At 66.0% G+C, this 20,090-nt stretch carries 22 protein-coding genes; 8 read left to right on the plus strand and 14 right to left on the minus strand.

Annotation, left to right across the window (positions count from 1 at the left end):
- Positions 1-5: 5 nt before the first annotated feature.
- Complete coding sequence (locus ABIC50_RS18780) at positions 6-1,313, minus strand: hypothetical protein (RefSeq protein WP_354166100.1); 1,308 nt, start codon at positions 1,311-1,313, stop codon at positions 6-8.
- Complete coding sequence (locus ABIC50_RS18785; RefSeq protein WP_354166102.1) at positions 1,292-1,750, minus strand: dsRNA-binding motif domain-containing protein; 459 nt, start codon at positions 1,748-1,750, stop codon at positions 1,292-1,294. Before ABIC50_RS18785 ends, ABIC50_RS18780 begins: the two co-directional genes overlap by 22 nt.
- Positions 1,751-2,198: 448 nt before the next feature.
- Between ABIC50_RS18785 and ABIC50_RS18790 the strand changes: the two genes are divergently transcribed.
- Complete coding sequence (locus tag ABIC50_RS18790; RefSeq protein ID WP_354166104.1) at positions 2,199-2,624, plus strand: GNAT family N-acetyltransferase; 426 nt, start codon at positions 2,199-2,201, stop codon at positions 2,622-2,624.
- A gap of 21 nt (positions 2,625-2,645) precedes the next feature.
- On the opposite strand, the gene ABIC50_RS33995 is transcribed toward ABIC50_RS18790, so the two are convergent.
- The 5 genes from ABIC50_RS33995 to ABIC50_RS18810 form a co-directional block, all read right to left on the minus strand.
- Positions 2,646-2,747: a hypothetical protein gene (locus tag ABIC50_RS33995; RefSeq protein WP_471685714.1), complete on the minus strand. Its 102-nt coding sequence runs from the start codon at positions 2,745-2,747 to the stop codon at positions 2,646-2,648.
- 54 nt (positions 2,748-2,801) lie between these two features.
- Entirely contained in the window at positions 2,802-2,996 is a 195-nt protein-coding gene (locus ABIC50_RS18795; RefSeq protein WP_354166107.1) for a hypothetical protein, read from the minus strand.
- 372 nt (positions 2,997-3,368) lie between these two features.
- On the minus strand, positions 3,369-4,130 hold the full coding sequence (locus ABIC50_RS18800; RefSeq protein ID WP_175667450.1) for a hypothetical protein: 762 nt from the start codon (positions 4,128-4,130) through the stop codon (positions 3,369-3,371).
- A 50-nt stretch (positions 4,131-4,180) separates the two neighbouring features.
- The gene (locus ABIC50_RS18805) at positions 4,181-4,789 is read right to left on the minus strand and encodes an acyl-homoserine-lactone synthase (RefSeq protein ID WP_105833364.1); all 609 of its coding nucleotides are present in this window, start codon (positions 4,787-4,789) and stop codon (positions 4,181-4,183) included.
- A gap of 206 nt (positions 4,790-4,995) precedes the next feature.
- Complete coding sequence (locus ABIC50_RS18810; protein ID WP_105833365.1) at positions 4,996-5,439, minus strand: DUF4902 domain-containing protein; 444 nt, start codon at positions 5,437-5,439, stop codon at positions 4,996-4,998.
- A gap of 73 nt (positions 5,440-5,512) precedes the next feature.
- Here ABIC50_RS18810 and ABIC50_RS18815 point away from each other — a divergent pair, with 73 nt between their 5' ends.
- On the plus strand, positions 5,513-6,232 hold the full coding sequence (locus ABIC50_RS18815; protein WP_011659109.1) for an autoinducer binding domain-containing protein: 720 nt from the start codon (positions 5,513-5,515) through the stop codon (positions 6,230-6,232).
- A gap of 57 nt (positions 6,233-6,289) precedes the next feature.
- On the opposite strand, the gene ABIC50_RS18820 is transcribed toward ABIC50_RS18815, so the two are convergent.
- From ABIC50_RS18820 to ABIC50_RS18840, 5 genes are all read right to left on the minus strand, one after another.
- Positions 6,290-6,997: an MgtC/SapB family protein gene (locus ABIC50_RS18820; protein WP_229081770.1), complete on the minus strand. Its 708-nt coding sequence runs from the start codon at positions 6,995-6,997 to the stop codon at positions 6,290-6,292.
- 353 nt (positions 6,998-7,350) lie between these two features.
- On the minus strand, positions 7,351-8,910 hold the full coding sequence (locus ABIC50_RS18825) for a TolC family protein (RefSeq protein ID WP_354166109.1): 1,560 nt from the start codon (positions 8,908-8,910) through the stop codon (positions 7,351-7,353).
- Positions 8,897-10,993 carry an FUSC family protein gene (locus ABIC50_RS18830; RefSeq protein ID WP_354166111.1) on the minus strand — a complete coding sequence of 699 codons (2,097 nt, stop codon included), beginning with the start codon at positions 10,991-10,993 and terminating at the stop codon, positions 8,897-8,899. The genes ABIC50_RS18825 and ABIC50_RS18830 overlap by 14 nt, the downstream gene beginning before the upstream one ends.
- Positions 10,974-12,023, minus strand: a complete 1,050-nt coding sequence (gene mdtN, locus ABIC50_RS18835) for a multidrug transporter subunit MdtN (RefSeq protein WP_229062294.1) — start codon at positions 12,021-12,023, stop codon at positions 10,974-10,976. Before mdtN ends, ABIC50_RS18830 begins: the two co-directional genes overlap by 20 nt.
- Positions 12,020-12,313 carry a hypothetical protein gene (locus ABIC50_RS18840; RefSeq protein ID WP_354166113.1) on the minus strand — a complete coding sequence of 98 codons (294 nt, stop codon included), beginning with the start codon at positions 12,311-12,313 and terminating at the stop codon, positions 12,020-12,022. Before ABIC50_RS18840 ends, mdtN begins: the two co-directional genes overlap by 4 nt.
- A gap of 452 nt (positions 12,314-12,765) precedes the next feature.
- Between ABIC50_RS18840 and ABIC50_RS18845 the strand changes: the two genes are divergently transcribed.
- The 4 genes from ABIC50_RS18845 to ABIC50_RS18860 all read left to right on the plus strand — a co-directional run bounded on the left by ABIC50_RS18845 (position 12,766) and on the right by ABIC50_RS18860 (position 16,645).
- Positions 12,766-13,917, plus strand: a complete 1,152-nt coding sequence (locus tag ABIC50_RS18845; RefSeq protein ID WP_354166115.1) for a metallophosphoesterase — start codon at positions 12,766-12,768, stop codon at positions 13,915-13,917.
- Positions 13,918-14,204: 287 nt separating this feature from the next.
- Complete coding sequence (locus ABIC50_RS18850) at positions 14,205-14,810, plus strand: alpha-ketoglutarate-dependent dioxygenase AlkB family protein (RefSeq protein WP_011659102.1); 606 nt, start codon at positions 14,205-14,207, stop codon at positions 14,808-14,810.
- Between the two features lie 326 nt (positions 14,811-15,136).
- On the plus strand, positions 15,137-15,343 hold the full coding sequence (locus ABIC50_RS18855) for a hypothetical protein (RefSeq protein ID WP_011659101.1): 207 nt from the start codon (positions 15,137-15,139) through the stop codon (positions 15,341-15,343).
- Positions 15,344-15,700: 357 nt separating this feature from the next.
- Positions 15,701-16,645, plus strand: coding sequence for an IclR family transcriptional regulator (locus ABIC50_RS18860; RefSeq protein WP_175674322.1), 945 nt, complete (start codon positions 15,701-15,703; stop codon positions 16,643-16,645).
- Between the two features lie 101 nt (positions 16,646-16,746).
- On the opposite strand, the gene ABIC50_RS18865 is transcribed toward ABIC50_RS18860, so the two are convergent.
- Positions 16,747-17,823, minus strand: coding sequence for a porin (locus tag ABIC50_RS18865; RefSeq protein ID WP_354166117.1), 1,077 nt, complete (start codon positions 17,821-17,823; stop codon positions 16,747-16,749).
- A 450-nt stretch (positions 17,824-18,273) separates the two neighbouring features.
- Here ABIC50_RS18865 and ABIC50_RS18870 point away from each other — a divergent pair, with 450 nt between their 5' ends.
- Complete coding sequence (locus ABIC50_RS18870) at positions 18,274-18,591, plus strand: non-heme iron oxygenase ferredoxin subunit (RefSeq protein ID WP_175702639.1); 318 nt, start codon at positions 18,274-18,276, stop codon at positions 18,589-18,591.
- On the opposite strand, the gene ABIC50_RS18875 is transcribed toward ABIC50_RS18870, so the two are convergent.
- Positions 18,578-19,657, minus strand: a complete 1,080-nt coding sequence (locus tag ABIC50_RS18875) for an RNA-guided endonuclease InsQ/TnpB family protein (protein WP_354166120.1) — start codon at positions 19,655-19,657, stop codon at positions 18,578-18,580. The genes ABIC50_RS18870 and ABIC50_RS18875 overlap by 14 nt on opposite strands.
- A 92-nt stretch (positions 19,658-19,749) precedes the next feature.
- Between ABIC50_RS18875 and ABIC50_RS18880 the strand changes: the two genes are divergently transcribed.
- Positions 19,750-20,061, plus strand: a complete 312-nt coding sequence (locus ABIC50_RS18880; RefSeq protein WP_011659098.1) for a recombinase-like helix-turn-helix domain-containing protein — start codon at positions 19,750-19,752, stop codon at positions 20,059-20,061.
- The last annotated feature ends 29 nt before the right edge of the window (positions 20,062-20,090 follow it).

A 20,090-nucleotide genomic window follows, 5' to 3' on the forward strand; every position in this document is an offset into this window, starting at 1 on the left:
GCTCTTCAGGTCTGTACCCAATCAGCCTCGTCAAGTTTGCTGCGATCAAGTCGCTTATGGTTGACCAATAGCGTCAGGATAGTTCGATCGGACACTTGGAAATGGTCAGCGACTTCTTGCTGGTTCTCTGTCGAGTAATCTCCATCCAGCATGTGGTTAACCGCCTGAAAAGGGCTGAGAAGTTCAGCCGCAAATGCACGCTGAACCTTTTGTCGGTAGGTATCCGAGTGTGTGGCGGGGCGCATGGGGTCATTTGTCGTGTGGGTCAAGGTGTCGCCTAACAGGCGGGCGAGCGCGAAACGACGACCCGTTTCGCGCCCGGCGCGCCGCAGTACGACCCGATGACGTTGATCAGACTCTGACAAATCGAAGGACAAGTCGGCTGATTGTTCCAGCGGATCGAAAATATTGCCTGGGGCCCCGTACATGCGAGCGAGTTGGTTACTCGTGATCGCTACATCCGGATCAATGTTTTCCTGTGCACGCAGCAGCTGTGCCGCACGGGTGCCAACCCGCCAGGGAGCGTCCAGATCATGTGGAATGGGCGCGTGCAGGGTGATTCGGTCTCTAGGGTCGGTGGCGATACCGCGTGTATGGCCCAATTCAAGCAGGTGCGCGATATCGGGTACAGCTTTGCCGGGAATACGGTTGGCGGCGATTTCCTCAAGCGCTGCCTGACCAGTGGCCTCGGCATTGGCAATAAAGTGCTGTAGTTGCCCCTCGTCCAATTCACCCGGGTCTTCCCCCAGCAAGGCTTCGAACTTGCGTTGTACGGACAGGGCAGGGTCCCGCCGTTCCTGTACCACATCCTGCCAGATATCGTGCAGGTTGCTGTTGGTCACCTGGCAAGTTTGCAGTCGCTGCAAGACTACTTCAATGAACAGATCGATTTCGCCTTCAAAGTCAGTGGCAGGGATGACGCTCACGCTGTCACTGATATAGCGGTATGGTGTGCGTGCCCGCTCGGGCGTAGATCTGCATACCAGCGAAATGTTTTTCCCGTCCGAAACGATGTGAATGTCTGGCCAGATGTAGCCGCCGCCGATGCTCGCCATCGTATGCGAGAGTTCCCACTCAGGAGACTGCCTGTGTGGTTCCCAGCGCAGGCGCCACCAGTTCCAGGCGAGCCATTCGGCAAAATGGTATGCCGACAGATATGGGGCACGCCGGATGCTTTGCAAAAGGCTGTCGTATCCAAATGTCAGGCAGGCATCGTATGCATGGATGCCGAGCGCAGCAAACCCGGCCCGCTCTTCCGGCGACCCTGTGTCCAGTTGCTCCCACTCGACATCTATTGACCAGCGTTCTGACATCTTTCTTCCCAGATCGATTTCACGTACTTGTGCATGGCATCTTCGTCTTCCAGCGGATACCCATGGTATTCGCCCGTTCCATGGGTGTCTGTCTTGGCTTCAAAGACCTCGCCACGCTCCGACACGCTCCAGATGAATTTCGGGAACCCGTCTTCCTGGGGCTCACTGAACAAGCCGTATTCGATACCACTGGCCACGAGCCGCCGGGCTTCATCTAGAAGGATGGTGCGCTCCAGGTCGCAAAGTGACTTGGTCGGGCGCGGGTTCGCTCGCGGCAGTCCATAGTCAGCCGGATTGCGCTTATGGTGACCGCTACCGACATAACGCACGACATCCGTCAGCGTCCTTTTCTGATCCTTGGTCAGGCGCTCGGGCGGGGCGATACGGCGTTTGGGGTTATTCCCAGGGCGGCGTGCCATAAACGTGATCCGGCTCAAGTAACATGTCGTTCCATTCCCAACCTAAATTCTTGAGCATTTTCGCACACTTACGCAGGCTCTTGTTCTATATAGGACGGCCACCGGCGTACCGGCGACGCGTGTCCTGATGCTGGAGCCAAATTTCAACCGCAACCTGGATAGCAGGTATTTGCATGCGTTTCTTCCTCTAAGCGTATGCGATGGCGCCCCCGAAACTACGAGGCGGGGATGCCTAGGAGTTGTTCAAATCTGTCCCAATTTAAGAGGAATTCAGCGTAGGTTTTGGCGTAGGTTTCGCCAAGCGAGTCTTCTCGACAAGGCGAAGCGACTACTTCGAAGAGAACGAGTAAGCACGTTCGACGTGCGGGTGCCCGAATGGGCGCCGCGCGCATTCTGCGAGCGCCGGGCAGGGCGATGCGTCCCGCTGCATTCAATTCTCGTCGTCGGTGCTGGTGGCCGTCGACGCTTGTTGCCGGTTCACGCGACGATCGCGATTGCGTCACTCCTTCGCTTTGCATTCGGGCTCGTTACTGCGCTATCGAAAGCGCACCTGCAGGCTGACGCATCCCGCGCTCCCTCTACATCACGATCACGGTTGACCGCTTCGTCGAAGATCGAAACCGAACGTTTGACGTTGCATCGACGGCGCCCGGACGATGCAGCCGCGCTGGTGGCGATGCATACAGATCCCGCCGTGACCGCATGGCTCGCGCGTGGCCGATGTGGGTTGCGTGCCGATGCACGGGCAACCATCGCACGCTTCGAAGCGCATTCCGACGCACGCTATCTCGGTGATCATCTCGCGTCGCGGCAAGGCCATGCGCTGCGAACGCATGTGGTAGTTGTCGCATGCGCGCTGACTGTTCGCCTCGCCGCCGATCTCAACGCGTAACGGTTCCGGCATGCCTGCCCGTCAACGCCACTCCGCGTTCTGCAGGACGATCCGGTAGCCATCGGGGTCCTCGAATGTCTGTCCGCAGGCATTCCAATACGGATTAAACGACGCCACGCGCATGAAGCCGTGCGCAGGCGGCTTCCCAGGCACCGGGGTCGGGCAGGTAGAAGACGATCAGGTCTTCGCGTGGGCGAGGGTGCGACCGGACTCGAAGTGGTAGTCGAGCCTTTCGCGTCCGAGCATGATGCCGGAGAAGCCGTCGTGATCGGCGAAGCGCGCGTGTACCGACAATTCGAACGCGTCGCGGTACATACGTTCGGCTCGGGCGAGGTCGGCGACGGGGCGGGCAATGCGCAGGTGGGCGTGCATGACGACGTCTGGCTGTGCGTGACGGTTCGCCGATGATAAGCCGCCGGGCCACGGTGAATGTGCCGAAAGCACGGAATTTTGATGTGTCCCCGCTAAACCACGCAGGCAAGAAAAAGCCCGCTCCTGGGAGCGGGCTGAATCCATGTTTGGAGACATGGAGGAGACGGATGTAACTTTAAGGGAAAACCCGAGGGATGGCAAGCCCTAGTTGTAATTGTGCAACGCAGCGCGAACTGTTTTCCCGCCAAGAGCAGAGCACTGCGTATCGCGGCCTTCCCGCGATCCGACATTCCGCCATGTCCTGCAACGGAATATTTGCCGTTCGACCCGCCGATCGTCGCGTATCCGTGGGCTCCCGCCACTCTCACCTGCTCACATCCCGCCAGCCCGCGCATGCGCAGCAAATGCGCCAAACCGCTCCTGCGCAACCGGCACCGCGTACTTGTCGCGCATTTCCATCTCGATCCACGCGCAGGCCTCGCGCGCGCAGTCAGTCAGCGCGTGCCGCGTCGCGTGTCCGTCGATGTCGTAGAGGAAGCGCACGCCGACCTCGTCGTCGGCGACCTGCCGCTGCAACTGGTTGAGCTGCAGTTGTGGCCCATGCCGCTGCGACAGCGCGCGCAGCTCGTCGAAGTGATATTCGAGCCAGTCGGCGAAGAACAGCGCATCGCTGTGGCTGCGCAGACGGAACGCCGCGCTGCGCGACGGACGCTGCGCGGTGTCGCCCGCAGCCTGCGGCTCGCCGATCGGTGCGATCGCCGCATCGACGGGCGCGAGCGGCTGCCCGATCTGCCGGTACGGTTCACGCTCGCGTAGCGCGTGCCACAGCAGTTCGTCGCCGGCGGCACCCGACGGCTGCATCGTGAGGTCGTGCCGGCCGTCGCCGACAGCGGCGATGTCGCGGATCACGAGGCGCAGCGAACAGAGCGGCTCGTCGGCGACCAGCAACGTCGCCGCGCGCGGCAGCCCGCAGACGAGCGGCGCGGCGCCGGCCGCCCGGAACACGAGGCCGCGGCGATCGAGCCGCACGAGCGGCAGCGGCCGCGGGAACGACGGGTAGGCGACTGCGATGCGGGCGCCGCCGGCACCCGTCAAGCCGGGCATCATCGCGCGAAAGACCTGAGACTGGTCCAAGGTGGTTCTCCTTCGTTACGATGCCGCGGCCGGACTACGCGCGTTCCGGCTCAGGCGGCGATGGCTTGCCGGGCGGCCCGTCCCGGCTCGATTCCAAGTGCAGCAAACGTTTGCGGATCGATGTCGATCCAGCACGCGACAACCAGACGACCGTCCACCTGCTTCGGCGGTCCTGCCCGGTGCGCGTGCACGCCGATCCGGCGGAACAGCCGCTCCATGCTCGCGAACGTCACGCCGATCAGCTGCCGCGCGCCCAGCTGCGCCGCGCATTCGACGACCGCGGCGAGCATCGGGCGGACGGCCCATTCGGCATTGCCCGGACCGCCTTCGTCGCCGGTCGCAGCGAACCGCGACAGCTCCCAGACGGCAGCCGATTGCGGCAGCGGGACGTCTTCGGCGATCAGGTCGGCGAACAGCGACTTCAGCAGATACGGGCGGGTGGTCGGCAACAGGCGCGCACATCCGCACACGTCGCCGCCGGCGTTTCTCGCGAACACGTAGACGGTATCGTCGCGATCGAACTGATCGCGCTCGAAACTCTCGTTCGCCGACGGAAGCGCCCAACCGAGCTGTTCGACGAATACACGGCGCCGATAGCGCCCTAAATCCGCTGCAAGTTCGTGCGGCAACCGCCCTTCCTCGTGAACGAAGGTTCGCATGGTGTCCTCGGATTGATCTTTGTATGCACGCATTACAGCGCGCGTCCCGAGGAGGCGGTAACTGGTAACTCTTACAGGTAGACGTGCGCCGACGCGATTTGACCGGTGGTAACGGTTTCTTGATCGGCGGGATTGAAATACGGGCGGCTTTTGCTTATAAAGAGCGCCAGTCTTGAGGAAATGTCAGAGGAAAGCGTGGCAGATTGTCACTGGAGCGTGGGACCGGCATGATAGGTGTCATTGCGGCCGAGCAGCGACGATGCGACGGCGGCGGGCCAGTCGATGCCCGCAAGCCGCGCGACGAGCGCGGCGGCGGTGCGGAACATACCGAGGTCGGCGCCGTTGGCGTCCACAGCCATGATGTTGCTGCGGACGTCGCCGCCCGCGATCACGAACGTGCCGGTTGCTCGTTCGAGATACCAGTCCCAGCCGACCGTCAGGTATGCGACGCCGGCACTGGCCGGGCGGTGCCATTCGGTGTAGCCGGCCAGGCGCGCGTCGATGGCGCTGTCGCGCAGTTCCGCGAGCAGCGATGCATCGAGGTCGCTGGCGACATGGTCGAGCGCAAGCGCGGCCAGTGCGTTTTCGGACAGCCGTACGTAGCCGTCCGGAGACGGGCCGCGGACCGGGTGCAACAAAGGTGAAGTCATGCGCGGAATGTATCAGCCCCGAACCGGCGCTGGCACCTGACAGGTATGACAGCGTGACGTTGTCGGAGAAATAATGGAATTACGCTGGCAGGATGCCTACCAACAATTCAGTGCCGCGGAAGACGAGCAGCAGCTCTTCCAGCGGATCGCTGCCTATTCTAAACGCCTCGGCTTCGAATATTGCTGTTACGGCATTCGCGTGCCGCTGCCCGTATCGAAGCCGGCCGTCGCGATCTTCAATACCTATCCGGACGGCTGGATGGCGCGCTACCAGGCGCAGAACTACATCGAGATCGATTCGACGGTTCGCGACGGCGCGATGAGCACCAACATGATCGTGTGGCCGGACGTCGACCGGATCGACCCGTGCCCGTTGTGGCAGGACGCGCGCGACTACGGGCTGTCGGTGGGCGTTGCGCAGTCGAGCTGGGCGGCGCGCGGCGCGTTCGGGCTGCTGAGCATCGCCCGTCATGCGGACCGGCTCACGCCGGCCGAGATCAACATGCTGACGCTGCAGACGAACTGGCTCGCGAACCTGTCGCATTCGCTGATGAGCCGCTTCATGCTGCCGAAGCTGTCGCCGGAGTCGAGCGTCACGCTGACCGCACGCGAGCGCGAGGTGCTGCGCTGGACGGCCGAAGGCAAGACCGCGTGCGAGATCGGCCAGATCCTGAGCATCTCGGAGCGCACGGTCAACTTCCACGTGAACAACATCCTCGAGAAGCTCGGCGCGACGAACAAGGTCCAGGCGGTCGTCAAGGCGATCGGGGCGGGACTCATCGACACGCCCTGACGCGGCAACGGCGGCGGGGCGATCCTGCCGCCGGATCGCATGAACGGCCGCTGCCGCTCACTCCATCAGCGGTTCCGCTTCCTTCGCGGTCCAGCTCACGCTGGAAATGCTCTTCTCCATGCTCATCCGGCTCGCGATCTGCTCGAGCTTCTGCTGATCCTTCGGATGCAGCTTCAGCGTCGCGGTCACCTTCAGCCGGTCCGGCTGCTCGGGCACGTCCTCGCTGGTCAGGCTCTGGAACGACAGCGGTTTCGCATACATCGAATTCGACAGCAGCGTGCGGATATGCACTTCGTCCGAGGTGAGGCAGATCACAGTGATCTGGTATTCGCGCACGAGATCGGCATTCGATACGGGAGTCGCGTTGATCGCCTGGCTGACGCCGCGCAGTACCGTGTTGGTGAGCAGCACGACGCCCGTGCCGGCCAGCGCCGGCACGAAGTGGCCGGAGCCGGCCAGCACGCCGACGGCGGCCGAGCACCACAGCGTCGCGGCCGTGTTGATGCCCTGGATCGACCCCTTGTCGCGCATGATCACGCCGCCGCCGAGAAAGCCGACGCCCGACACGACGTAGGCGGCGATCTGCGTGACGCCGGCCACGCCGTTGCCGGTCAGCACGCCGAGCGTGACGAACAGGCACGCGCCGCTCGCGACGAGCGTGATCGTGCGCAGGCCCGCCGTGCGTTGCCGCATCTGGCGTTCGAGGCCGATCGCGACGCCGCAGGCGAACGCGACGAAAAGACGGAGTGCGAAATCGAGAGTCATGAGTGTCCTGCCGTGCAATGAGCGCATGCCAGCCCGCGTCGCGTCGGCGCGATGCCGAACGCGGCACGATGGCCGTCATCGCGCGGCACTGTACCGCGCGAATGCGTCATTCAGTGTGAAACGGGAGGCGTGCGGGCTCGCGGAACGCGAGCCGCGGCAGGAGAACTGCGTCGGACAGGCGTTCAGGCGGCAAGCGGCGCACGCAACGGAGTGCTGCAACTGTCCACGATGGTTCCTGAAGGAAGAATGGGCGGCATTCTAGTCGGCCGCCCGCGCACCCGTCAACCGGCTGGGCGGCCGGCCGCGCACGGCCGGCGCCTCACTGCGACGGTGACTGCATGCTACCGCGACGGTTACTGCGACGGTGCCTGCGACGACCCGATCGTCCCCGTCGCGAGCGCGAGCGCGGCGGCGGCCGACAGCGCGCCGGCGTAGCTGTCGACCTCCGCGTTGCGGGCTGCGAGCAGCTGGCTTTGCGCGATCGTCGCATCGGTGACCGAGCCCACGCCGTTCCGGTATGCGGTCAGCGCCGCGTCATAGCTCGTCCGCGCGGCATCGACGAGCGCCTTCGCCGCATCGTGCGACGCGAGGCTCGTCTGCACCGCATTCTGCGCGGCGACGACCTGGCGGACGGCTTCCTCCTTGGTCCGCGTGAGGCGCGCGGACGCGCTCTGCGCATCGTTGCGTGCCTGCATCAGCACCGCCGAGCGCAGGCCGCCGTCGTATAGCGGGATCGTCACGCCGAGGAACACGCCGCCGCCGTAGCGGCTGCCGTTCAGGTTGACGGTCGGCGCCTGGTCGCCGATCGCGGGCAGCGCGGTGATCGCCGTGCCGCCGCTGGCATAGGACGTCGACGCAGACAGGAAGACCTTCGGCATGAACGCGGCTTCCGCGGCCTTGATCTTCGCGCGGTTGGCCTGCTCGAGCGCATACGCGCCCTGCAGGTCGGGACGGCGCGCGATCGCATCCGACACGATCGCGTCGACCGATGAAGCGAGCGCGGGCGGCAGCGGCCGCTTCGGCAGCGCGGCGATCGACGGCTTCGACAGCGGCGAGATGCCGAGCGCGGACACCAGTGCGAGGTAGCTGTCGCTTTGCGCGCCGTTCGCCTGCACCAGCGCGAGATTCGCCTGTGCGCGGTTCTGCGTCGACTGCGCGAGTTCGACGACGGTGCCGACGCCTTGCTTGAGCCGTGCGCGGGACGCCGCGAGGATCGCGTCGGCGTTCGTCAGGCCCTGCTGCGCGCTGGCCGCGCGCGAGCGGGCGGCTTCGTAGCGGTAGTACGCGACCGTCACGTCGTGGATCACCTGCTGATGCACGGCCGTGAATGCGACGTTCGACGCGACCGACGCCTGCTCGGCCGCCTCGACGCGCGCCGCGCGGCCGCCGAAATCGAACAGCAGCCATTGCAGCGACAGCGCCGAGATCGTGCCGTGCACGGTCGTGTTGCTCGACGCGTCGCCGAGGATGGTGGATGTCGAGCCGTGGCTCGTCTGGTACGCGCCCATCGCGGTCGCGGACAAATTCGGCAGGTACGCGGCCTTCGCGATGCCGACCGCGAGCGCCGCGTTGCGCGCGTCGTTCCACGCGATGCGGGTCAGCGGGTTCGTCGATTCGGCGAGGTCGATCAGCTCGGGCAGCGTGTACGGATGCGCGGTATCGAGCGCGGCGGGCGGCGACACCGATGCGAGCGCGGGCGAGGCCGGCAGCGTGTAGTCGTGCGGTGCGCGTTGCGCGGACGCGAGCGGCGGGGCCGGCACGATGTCGCCCGCGGCCGACGTTTGCGGCTGCCACGGGCGATCGGGTGCGTCCGGCGCCAGATCGATCGACGACGTTGCGCAACCGGCCAGCGCGACGGCAGTCGCGAGCGCGGCGGCGGCGATCGACGCGGCCGGCGGTTCAGGGACGCGCATGAGGGGCAGGCTCCTTCGGGGTGGCTTGACGCGCGGCGTCGGCGATGTGCGCGAGCCGCGTGTCGATCAGGTTCAGCAGCGCGTCGCGTGCAGGGTCGGCGGGTGCGGCGGCCGGCGGCGGGGCCGTCATCGTTGCCGTGCTTGCTGTTGACGGTGGCGCCGGCACAGCGGGGTCGGCAGCCGGGTCGCCGTCACGCAGCGCGACCACGCGCGCGAGCCGCGCGCCGATCGCCGCGTCGCCCGGTGCGCGCTCCGCGAGCAGGAACAGCGGGCCTTCGAGCGCGCCGAGTTCGGCGAGCGCGCGGCGCCGGGTGGCGAGCCACGTCGCGGCGGGGCGTACCCACGACGGTTCGTAGTGGACGAGGCCGAGTTCCTGCGCGATCGCGCCGTGGCGCGCGAAGGCTTCGGCGGCGAGCGTGCGGCGTTCGGCCGGCTGCGCGATCTGCACGACGCGGTGCCATTGCTCGAGCAGCGCGGCGAGCGCGACGTCGATCTGCTTGCCGATGCTGACGGGCCAGATGCGCGTGAAGACGAGATACACGACGACGTTGCCGAGCAGGATGCCGATCGTGCGATCGCGCGCGATCGTCAGGTCGAAGCCGGGGCCGGCGCCCTGGATCACGCACAGGAAAAACGCGAACGCGATCTGGAAGCCCGCGTACCCGATGCGCGGCGAGCCGAACGCGACCCACGCGGACAGCCACGCGCCGGCGAACACCAGCGCCATCAACTGACCGACCGACGACAGCGCCGGAACGACGAACACGAGCGCCGCGGTGCCGAGCAGCGCACCGACGATGCAGCCGACGATCCGCAGCGTGAGCTTCTCGACCGTCTCGGCGGTCGAGCCGAGCGACACGATGTAGCAGGTGACGACGCACGTATGGATGCCCGACCAGTCGAGTTGCGAATACAGCAGATAGCAGAAGATGGCCGCGGCGGTCGTCTTCAGCGCATAGCGGATGTGATCGGGATTGCTGCGCGCATCCGGCAGGAAGAAGCCGCCGCGCGGCGCCGGTGCGGGCGATGCGAGGGGCTCGGGCTCGGGGCGGGCGGCAGCGGACGCGCCGACGGGCGCGGCCGGCGCCGGTGCAGTCGTATCGGCCGCCGCGCCCGGTTCCGCGAAGCGCGTGATCGCTGCATGAAGATCCGTCGCGGCGACGCGCGCGAGCGGCGGCAATGCATCGGCCGGCGGCAGCGCGAGCGTCACGTCGACCGGATAGCCGCCGCGCTCGAGAATGGCCGCCATCTCGTCGAGCGTGGCCGCGATCGGGGCGGCGAACGCAGCGGGCAGGCGTGCGTCGGGTTCGCGATCGGCCAGCGCGACGCCGACCATCAGCGCCGTGCTCGACGCAATCGCCTGGCGCAGTGCGGCAACGTCGGCGGCGTTCGACGAGCCTTCGAGTTTCGACAGCTTGAGCCACGTCAGCAACTGCTTGTCGCCTTCGCGCAGGCTGGCGTCGAACGCCGCGCGCGCGTCGTCGTCGCCGCGCAGCCGCCGCGCGGCGAGCCGCAGGCGCTTCGCGATCTGCGCGAGCGCGAGCCGGCGCGGCGACGGCGCGATCAGCAGGTTGACGACGATCGCGACGCCGGCCGGGATCGCGATCGTCAGCCAGATATACAGCAGCGCGCGGGTCGCGGCTTCGCCAAACGGCGCGAGGCCGAGCTGGTCGAGCCCGAAGCCGACGATCATCGCGAGGATCGCGCCGACGGGGCGAAGCTTGCTGGCCGACGTCAGGTACAGCAGCCCGACCGACAGCACGGCCATGCACGCGACCCGCAGGATCGAATAGTCGATGCTGAAGATCGCGATGCCGAGCACGAGCCCGATCACGATCGTGACGATCAGCAGGAGCGCCGCCGCGAGCACGATGCTCGTCACGCGGTCGGCGCGGATCATGAAGAACACGACGTAGGCGGACAGCGCGGCTTCGGGCGTGCCGTACGCGCTCGTCACGAGCACGGTCAGCGCGCAGATCAGTGCGACCCGCACGGCGATCGACGTGCGCCCCGGAAACGGCGCGAGCAGTCGCAGGATTTCGCGCGGGCCCGGCGCGCGGACGTCAGCGGCAGGCCGAGCCATGCCGGACCTCGACGATCGCGCTCGCGCCGACTCGCACGAGCTTGCCGTCGGGTTCGTCGAGCTTCACGCGCACGGGGAAGCGCTGCGCGACATGCACCCAGTTCACCGAACGCTGCACGATCGGCAGCGCGCGCGGCAGGTTGATGCGATCGCTGTCCGCGATGCCCGCGCCGATGCCGACCACCTTGCCCGTCAGCGGACGGCTGCGGTCGATCATCGAATAGACGGTCGCGCAATCGCCGACCGCGATGCGATTCAGCGACGTCTCGCGGAAATTGCCGACCGCGAACCATTCGCTTGCGTCGATCAGCGTGAAGATCGACTGGTTCGGCGCGAGGGTTTCGCCGGCGAGCACGGTCAGCCCCGTCACGAGCCCGTCGTGCGGCGCGCGCACGACCGTATCGTCGAGCGCGTGCTGCGCGCGGGCGAGTGCGGCTTCGCGCGCATGGAGCGTCGCGATCGCGTCGGCATCGTCGCCGATCGTCTGCGCGGACGATCGCTGCTGTTCCTTGGCCTGCGCGAGCGACACGGCCGCATCGCGCTGCCGCACCTTCGCCTGGTCGAACTGCTGCGCGCTCACGTAGCCCTGCGCGGCGAGCGGTGCGAGGCGGTTCACGTCGCGCGTCGCGAGGTCGTAATTCTGCGTCGCGCGCTTGACCTGCTCGGCGGCGACCGCCGCGTTCGAATGCTCGCCGATCAGCGACCGGCGGCGCGTGTCGAGCGATGCGCGCGCGAGCTCGACATCGGCCTGCGCCTGCGCGACCGTCAGCCGGTACGGCACCGGATCGATTTCATACAGCAGATCGCCTTTCGCGACGCGCTGATTCTCGTGCACGGCGAGCCGCACGATGCGGCCGCCGACGGGCGACGCGACGTGGACGAGGTCCGCGTCGATCGACGCGTCGTCGGTGGACGGGTAGGCCGATGTGCGGTGGTACGCGTACGCGAGCGCGGCGATGCCGAGCGCGACGATCGCCAGCGCGATCACGCGGCCTTTCGTGGACGGGCGGGTGATGCCGGCGGCCTTCATGCAAACGGCCCCGTGCCGGTGAGCCATACGATCACGGCGAGCACGAGCCCGATCGCGGTGCAGACGGCGAGCTGGTAGGGCACCGTGGCGGCCCAGCCGGTCGCGACGAACACGCGGTGCGCGACGATCGCGCCGACGATGCCGATGATCGCGCTGACGAGCCAGAGCGGGAAATACGCGCCGAACAGGACGTACGACGGTGCGCCGCGCGACGTGCAGCCCGCGAGCGGCAGGGCTGGCACCAGGACGGCGGCGGCGCGCAGGGGTACGCGCGGCGTTGTTTTTCTCATGGTGTGACGAGCTCGACGTTGGGGGTGGATGCCGGGCGCGGCGCAATGCGGTTCGTTGCCGCGACGACGATTCCGCGATACGGAGCCGATCATAAATCAGCGCGATACGGACCGCCAGCGATGCGGCGTGCGCCGGCGGCACGCGTCGGGGCGGCCGGCAGGCGCTCGCGATTCTGCCAGCGCATGCTTTCGCATGGGTGCCGACGGACTGTAAAGCATCGTCAGACGGAAGCCCGCCGCCGACGTTTGTTCGCCGATGGGCGGGAATCGCGGCAGGGATCGCCGGATTGCTGCGTGAGCGGTTGCGAATCCGCGTCCGGTCGAGTCGGCCGGTATCTGTGTACCATCGTGCGAAGGACGCGGTGCGTGGCGCGGGGCATGACGAGACTTGACGTCACGATCCCGGCCGACGCGCCGCGCGACGGTAGTAGCGCAACGAGGATGAGTGTTCCATGCGAAGTTTCTTTGTCCGGTTCATCGCAATCGGCGTGCTGTTCCATTTGTATGTCGGGATGCGGATCATTCCCGGCGCATTCGCGTCGCCGCTCGCGCGCACGATCGCGGCGCTGGTCCTGGCGAGCTTCGTCGTGCTGATCCCGGTCGGCATGTTCTCGCGCCGCTTCGACGAAGGCTGGGCCGCGACGCTCGTCGGCTGGGCCGGCGCGCTCGCGATGGGCTTCTTCTCGTCGCTGCTGGTGCTGACGTTCCTGCGCGAGCTGGTGCTGCTCGGCGTCGTCGCGTGGCGGCATCTCGGGCATGACGGCGCGTGGAGCGGCGCGAGCGCCGACACGGCGCTCGGCGTGCTGGTGGCCGCGGTGCTGGTCACCGCGATCGGCTTCGTCGGCGCGCGCCGCACGGCGGCGGTCAAGCGCGTGTCGATTCCGCTCGACGGGCTGCCGGCCGCGCTCGACGGGCTGACGATCGTGCAACTGTCGGACATTCACGTCGGGCCGACAATCAAGCGGCCTTATATCGAGCGGATCGTGCGGGCGGTCAATGCGCTCGATGCGGATCTCGTCGTCATCACGGGCGACGTGGTCGACGGCTCGGTCAAGCGGCTGCGCGAACACACGGCGCCGCTCGGCCGCATGCAGTCGCGGCACGGCAGCTTCCTCGTGACGGGCAACCACGAGTACTACGCCGGCGCGCACGCGTGGATCGACGAATTCCGGCGAATCGGGTTGACGGTGCTGCTCAACGAGCACGTGCTGATCGAGCACGACGGCGCGCGCGCGGTGCTCGCGGGCGTCACCGATTTCACGGCGGGCGGGTTCGATCCCGCGCATCGCAGCGACCCCGAGCAGGCGCTGGCGGGCGCGCCGCCCGACGTGGCGACGAAGATCCTGCTCGCGCACCAGCCGCGCAGCGCGGAAGCGGCGAGCCGCGCCGGCTTCACCGTGCAGCTGTCAGGCCATACGCACGGCGGCCAGTTCCTGCCGTGGCCGCCGTTCGTGCGTCTGCAGCAGCCGGTGATCGGCGGGCTCGACCGGTTCGGTGCGATGTGGCTCTATACGAGCCGCGGCACCGGCTATTGGGGGCCGCCGAACCGCTTCGGCGTGCCGTCCGAAATCACGCTGATCCGGTTGACGCGCGCGACTGGGTGATGGGCGCGACAGGGTGACGGGCGCGCGATCGCGTCGAAATCGACGTGCGCCGCGATGACGGTATGACACGCTGCAAATGCTTCGCCGTTCGCCGTTCGCCGTTCGCCGTTCGCCGTTCGCCGTTCGCCGTTCGCCGTTCGCCGTTCGCCGTTCGCCGTTCGCCGTTCGCCGTTCGCGCGGGCGGCCGCGTCACGCGGCGGAATGACAGCGCATGGCGGCGCGTGTCGCCGTTGTCTACCATGCAGACATGGTCCATCCGCACCGCCCACTTTCCGCCTGATTCCGACATGTCGACGCCCGATCTTTTCGCCGATGCGCCCGCGCCCGACGTGGACTGGTACCCGGACTGGCTCGCGCCGTCCGACGCCGATCGCGTGCTGGCCGCGCTGATCGATGAAGTCGCATGGCAACAGGACACGATCCGCACGCCGCGCGGCCGCATTCCGCTGCCGCGGCTCACCGCGTGGCAGGGCGAACCGGACGCCGTCTACGTGTATTCCGGAATCCGCAACGTGCCCGCGCCGTGGACGGCGGCCGTGCTCGATCTGAAGCGTGCAGTCGAGCTCACGTGCGGCGAGACTTTCAACAGCGTGCTGCTCAATCGATACCGCAATGGACAGGACAGCCTCGGCTGGCATGCGGACAACGAGCCGGAACTCGGCGACGCACCGGTGATCGCGTCGGTGAGCCTCGGGGCGATGCGCGTGTTCGATCTTCGTCATCGGGCGACCGGCGTCGTGCATGCGTACCGGCTGACGCACGGCAGCCTGCTCGTGATGCGCGGCCGCACGCAGGCCGAATGGCAGCATCGCGTGCCGAAGGCGCCGGCCGTGCAGGGCGAGCGCATCAATCTGACGTTCCGGCGGGTGGTGTCGGCGGCGGCGACTCGTTAGTCGCCGGCTATGCGGGCGCGGCCGCGCGGTGGCGTTCGATGGTGACCCGTTTTTCGACCGACACGATCCCTCAGTCGTCCATGCGGCACGTTGCCGCACGAGTGGGGTATCGGGTGGCGAAAATATCCCGGAGAGGCCCGTGCCATAAGGGTTTCTGGCGGATTCGATCGACCGCTTGGTTCCGATAGGCGAGTGTAAGCCCTGATGGTGCGTCGCAACATTCCTTGACTAGACTGTCGAATAGCTGAAACGCGCCGCGAACCGGCGCATTTTTTCGACATGCCCGACGCGTAGCCAATGGGACGCGTAAGGCAGGAGCATAACCCGTGACCGTACTGGACTCATCCCTCGAATCCTCGCTGCACGTCTTTGAACAAGACGGCGGATGGCAATGGGCGCTGACGGTAAAGCGGGCGTCCGGCGTTGGCGTGAAAGTCGTCGCATTCAGCACGGACGGCTTTCGCGGCGAAGCCGACGCCTATGCCGCCGGTCAGCGCGCGCGCGCCGAGTATGCCGACACCGTGACGGCCTGACGCCGTCGCGCCGATCCCGTTCGCGGATCGGCGTGGTCGTCCGTTTTCACGCGTCTTCCTGTTCCTTTTCCCTCCTTTCCGACTTGCCCGAATCCATCCGTATGCGACATCGCGTGCGGTGCGCTCGCGTTCGCCCGCCGCACCCGGCGACGTTCCGATGGGCAGTCCTGTCTATCACTGTTATCCTTTCGATCGCATCAGCCTATATGACAGTCGGCTGTCCGATCGTGCGCGCCGGGCCGTCGGCCGCCTGCGCCGGATCGTGTTGATCCGGTCCGGTCGAAAATCCATAATCAAGCATTGCGGGTCTTTCGTGAACGCTTCCATTCCGTCCATGTGCACAGGGTCAATCCAACGATGAGCGGTGCACCGAAATCGCCGGCGAAGCCGGCAAGCGCACCGCGCGCGACAGCGAGCGACGACGCCGACCACGACGCGTCGAAACCGGCCGCGGGCGACGATGAACCGTCCGGCGGCGCGTCGTCATATCTTGTTCCGGGCCTCGAACGCGGGCTACGGATCCTCTCCGAATTCTCCGCGCGCGAGCCGGTGCTCGGCGCGCCCGAGTTGTCGAAACGCATCGGTATCCCGCGCACGACCACCTTCCGTCTGCTGCAGACGCTCGAAGCGCTCGGCTTTCTCGAGCGCGTGAACGGCGACCGCTATTTCCGGCTCGGTGTCGGCGTGATGCGGCTCGGCTTCGAATACCTGAATTCGCTGGAACTGACCGACCTCGGCGCGCCAGTGCTCGAACGGCTGCGCGACGCGACGGGCCTGTCGACGCACCTGCTGATCCGCGACCAGCGCGATGTCGTGTTCGTCGCGAAGGCCCAGAGCAACACGTCGATGTTCGGTTCGGTGAAGGTGCACGTCGGCACGCGGCTGCCCGCGCACGCGACCGTGCACGGCCACGTGCTGATGGGCGACCTCACGCGCGACGCGCTGCGTCAGTTGTATCCGGAAAAGCGGCTCGAGCAGTTCACCGAGCGCACGCCAGGCACCGTCGACGAGCTGTACGAGCGCGTGCGTCATTACGCGCGGCTCGGCTATGCGGTCAGCGAGGCCGCGTTCGAGAGCGGCATCTCGGCGGTGACGGCGCCCGTGCGCGACCATTCGGGCGCGATCGTCTCGGCCATCACGGCGACGGTGCCGCGCTCGGAAATCGGCGAGGCCGGCGAGAAGGAGCGGCTCGTCGAAGCGGTATGCGGCGCGGCGGTCGACCTGTCGCAGCGCCTCAACTACCGGCCGCTCGAAAGCGACCCGACATTCGCGCACGCGCGCCATCGGGTCGCGATGTTCTGACCCGTTGAGCAGGTCGCGTCGCGTGGCTTCGCCAGCAAAAAAGAGCAGCCCACGGGCTGCTCTTTTCGTTTTCGCCATCGGGCGCGTGCGCCCGTCGCCGCTCAGAACGAATGGTGGATGCCGGTCAGCACGATCACCTGGTTCGCGGTGCTCGACGCGCCGGCCGTGAAGAACGCCGCCTTCGCACCGCCCGAACCGTGCTCGAACAGCACGTTCGCATAGAGCTGCGTGCGCTTGGACAGCGAATAGATGTCGCCGAGCTCGACCTGCGTCCAGCGGCGGCCGGCGAGTGTCGTGGTCGCCGCACCGCCCGCGATCGTGTTGAACGCGCTGCTGCGATAGTTCACGCCCGCGTCATAGCTCTGGAACGTGTCGGAAAACCCGTTCGACTGCATCTTCACGCGCGTGTAGAGGCCGTGCACGAGGAAGTCGCCGATCTGGTACGACGCGCCCGCGCCGATGTTCTCGACCTTGTTCGCCAGATAGCCGTTCGCGGTATTTTGCCCCTGGAACGACGTGATCCCCGTCTGGCTGATCAGGATCGCGCGGTCGTGCTCGTTCGAGTAGACGGCCGACGCCTTGAACGGCCCGTTCGCATAGTTCAGCGCGACGCCGACCGACTTGCCGGTCGAGAAGTTCGTCGTGTTGCCGAGCGCCATCGTCGCCGCGGCCGAGAAGCCGCCGAAGCTCGGCGAACGGTACTTGACCGCATTGTTGTACGGCACGTTGCCGGTCGCGGCGAGCCCGTCGATGTTGCCGGGGTGGAACGCATACCAGCTCATCGCGAGATACGCGGTGCTGAGCGGATCGAGATAGTCGAACGTCAGCGGCGTCTGGCGGCCGAGCGTCAGCGTGCCGTAGCGGTCCGAACTGAGCCCGACGAACGCCGCGCGGTTCCAGATCGTGTTCGCGGTCGCGAACTGGCCGTTGTTCGTATAGAAGCCGTTTTCCAGCTGGAAGATCGCCGACAGGCCGCCGCCGAGGTCTTCCTTGCCTTTCAGGCCCCACCGGTCGGGCTGCGTGTTGCCCTGGATCATTGCCCACTTCGCATGGCCGCCGACGTTGTTCACGTACGCGACACCCGCATCCATGCTGCCGTACAGCACCACGCTGCTCTGCGCCCACGCGCCGGACACGGCGCTCATTCCGATGACTGCTGCTACCGCTTGCTTGACCATTTGATCTCCTGACTCTCCAAACCTGACGGAAAAACATGCCGCGGCGGCGGGCGCGGGGACGGCCGGCCGTCGCGCGTTCCGCCACCGGGGCGGGCATTCTTTTGTGTTCCATATAAGGAACAACGTGCCTCTGATGGAATGGAGTATAGAGGCGTGGCGCGGCGTATCAAAAATAAATTTATCGGGCCGGATGGCGATGCCGGTGATCCTCAACACGGGTTCAAGAATCCAGAAAAACAGACTTAAATGCCCGCCGGCAAACAAAAAATTACATTGGACGGGCGTTGCGGCGGAGAGCGTCGACTCAACGGTCAGTGTTTTCCCTAGGACATGCAGCTTTTTGTTTTGCTCGTGGAAAGTCGCTTCTATAATCACCATCCATAAACTGCTGTTCCGGATATGGAACAATTCCGGAGCGAACCGAGAGTCGATCAGAAGGAAGGGTTTGAGATGTCTGAACAATGGATTTGCGCCGGACACGCCGGCGCGCTGTCGGAAGACGCGCCGATCGAGTTCAAGCGGACCGACGGCGTCGAAATCGGGATCTACCGCGTCGGCGATGAGGTGTATGCGCTCGAGAACGTGTGCCCGCATGCGTACGCGCTGCTGACGCAGGGCTTCGTCGACGAGGGCACGGTCGAGTGCCCGCTGCACGAGGCCGTGTTCGACATCAGGACGGGCGAATGCCTGAAGGGCCCGGGCGGGCGCGCGCTGAAGCAGTACGCGGTGCGCTTGGCCGGCGAGGAAATCCAGATCAAGGTGGATTGACGTCTTCGTCCGCCTTCAGACGGACGATTCCCACACCTGGCGATGCACGTCCGCATCGGAGAATGTTCACGGCAGCGTTGGTATCTCGATCATGCTCGACACCGCAATCACTGCAGACCCATGCTCTTATTCGCAGCCCCGCGATACCTTTCGGCCGCGTCGTACTGTCTTTCGACCCGCACGACGAACAGGACTGGGTGGAACCGCTTTCGTCGACTTCATCGAACGTAGCCCCGTGCGCGATCGCTTTGTAACGGAGCTTGTTCCGGAAGGACGACCAGGATGCGTCGTAGACGCTCTTCGCCATCCTGGTTCTGGCGAGTTTCGCGCCCGACGTGTTGCCGACCGCGATGTAATCGAAGCGCCGCACCAGATCGAGCGCGAGCTTGTGTTGGAAATCGGCGCGCGCATTCGCGACTTTGGCGTGCAGCTTCGCGATATGTCGTTTGTGCTTTCTCGCCCGTTGAGTTTTCGCCAGCTTCTCCGCCGCGCGTCGACCGAACCGATCGTTGGGCAGCTTCTCGCCGGTCGAAAGTGTGGCGAAGTCTTTCAGGCCGAGATCGATGCCGACACCCGAACGTATCGGGCGAGCCTGAACGTCGGGCATCTCGATCACGATGTTGAGGAACCAGTTGCCGCGCGCATCCTGCGCAAAGTTGGTTCCGTCCTTGATCTTCCCTTCGGGAAGCGGCCGGCTGTTGAACACGCGAAAGGTGTTGCCGGCGAAGCGAAACGCATCGCCTTCGCGCTTCAGGTCACGGCCCTTCAGCGGCACCCAGCCCAGCGATTTTCTGCCGCGATAGCGCAGGTAGGGACGTCGGTGCTGACTGCGCGACTTCGCGTATTGCTCACACGTGGAGTTGACGGTACCGGAGTGAATGCCGAGCAGCTTGCTGCTGCCAGTTGTCAGCACATTCAGCTCGAAACCCGTCGGCCACTTTTTGTTCCACTTGAGCGCGTGCTTCTGCGTGTCGTTGCAGAAGTTCCAGACGTAGTTCACCGCACGGCTCTGCTTGCTAAGCAGTCCGTTGAGCGACTTCACGCGGTAGCGATAGACAAGAATCATACCGGTGAGCCTAACCCGTGGAAGAAGCTGCCTGTCAACAGCACACTTTTCCTTCCCGCCGTCGATGGCGGGGTTTCTCGGAGCAAATTCTGATGAAAGAAGCGACCGTCAACTTCAATCCCTTCCTGAAGCCGTGGGTGGCGCCGCAGCCGAACAACGTCGCCGGCAAGGGGCAGATCGAGATCCCCGGCCAGGTCGAGAACCAGGTCTGGCAGAACCGCAAGGCCGCGCCGACCCAGTACGAGAACGATCTCGGCGATGCGCTCGAACGCGTGTTCGAGAGCGGCGCGACCGAGCTGGACGATGTCGTCGCGGGCCTGAACCGCATCGGCTTCCGTGCGCCGGACGGCACGGCATGGACACCCGAGCGCTTCCGCGCCGAAATGGCCGCGCTGGCGGAATGAGCGCGCGAGCCGCGTGACCGCCGACCCGA

The sequence above is a fragment of the Burkholderia sp. 567 genome, assembly GCF_040545115.1.
In the GTDB taxonomy this organism is placed as follows: Bacteria; Pseudomonadota; Gammaproteobacteria; order Burkholderiales; family Burkholderiaceae; genus Burkholderia; species Burkholderia ambifaria.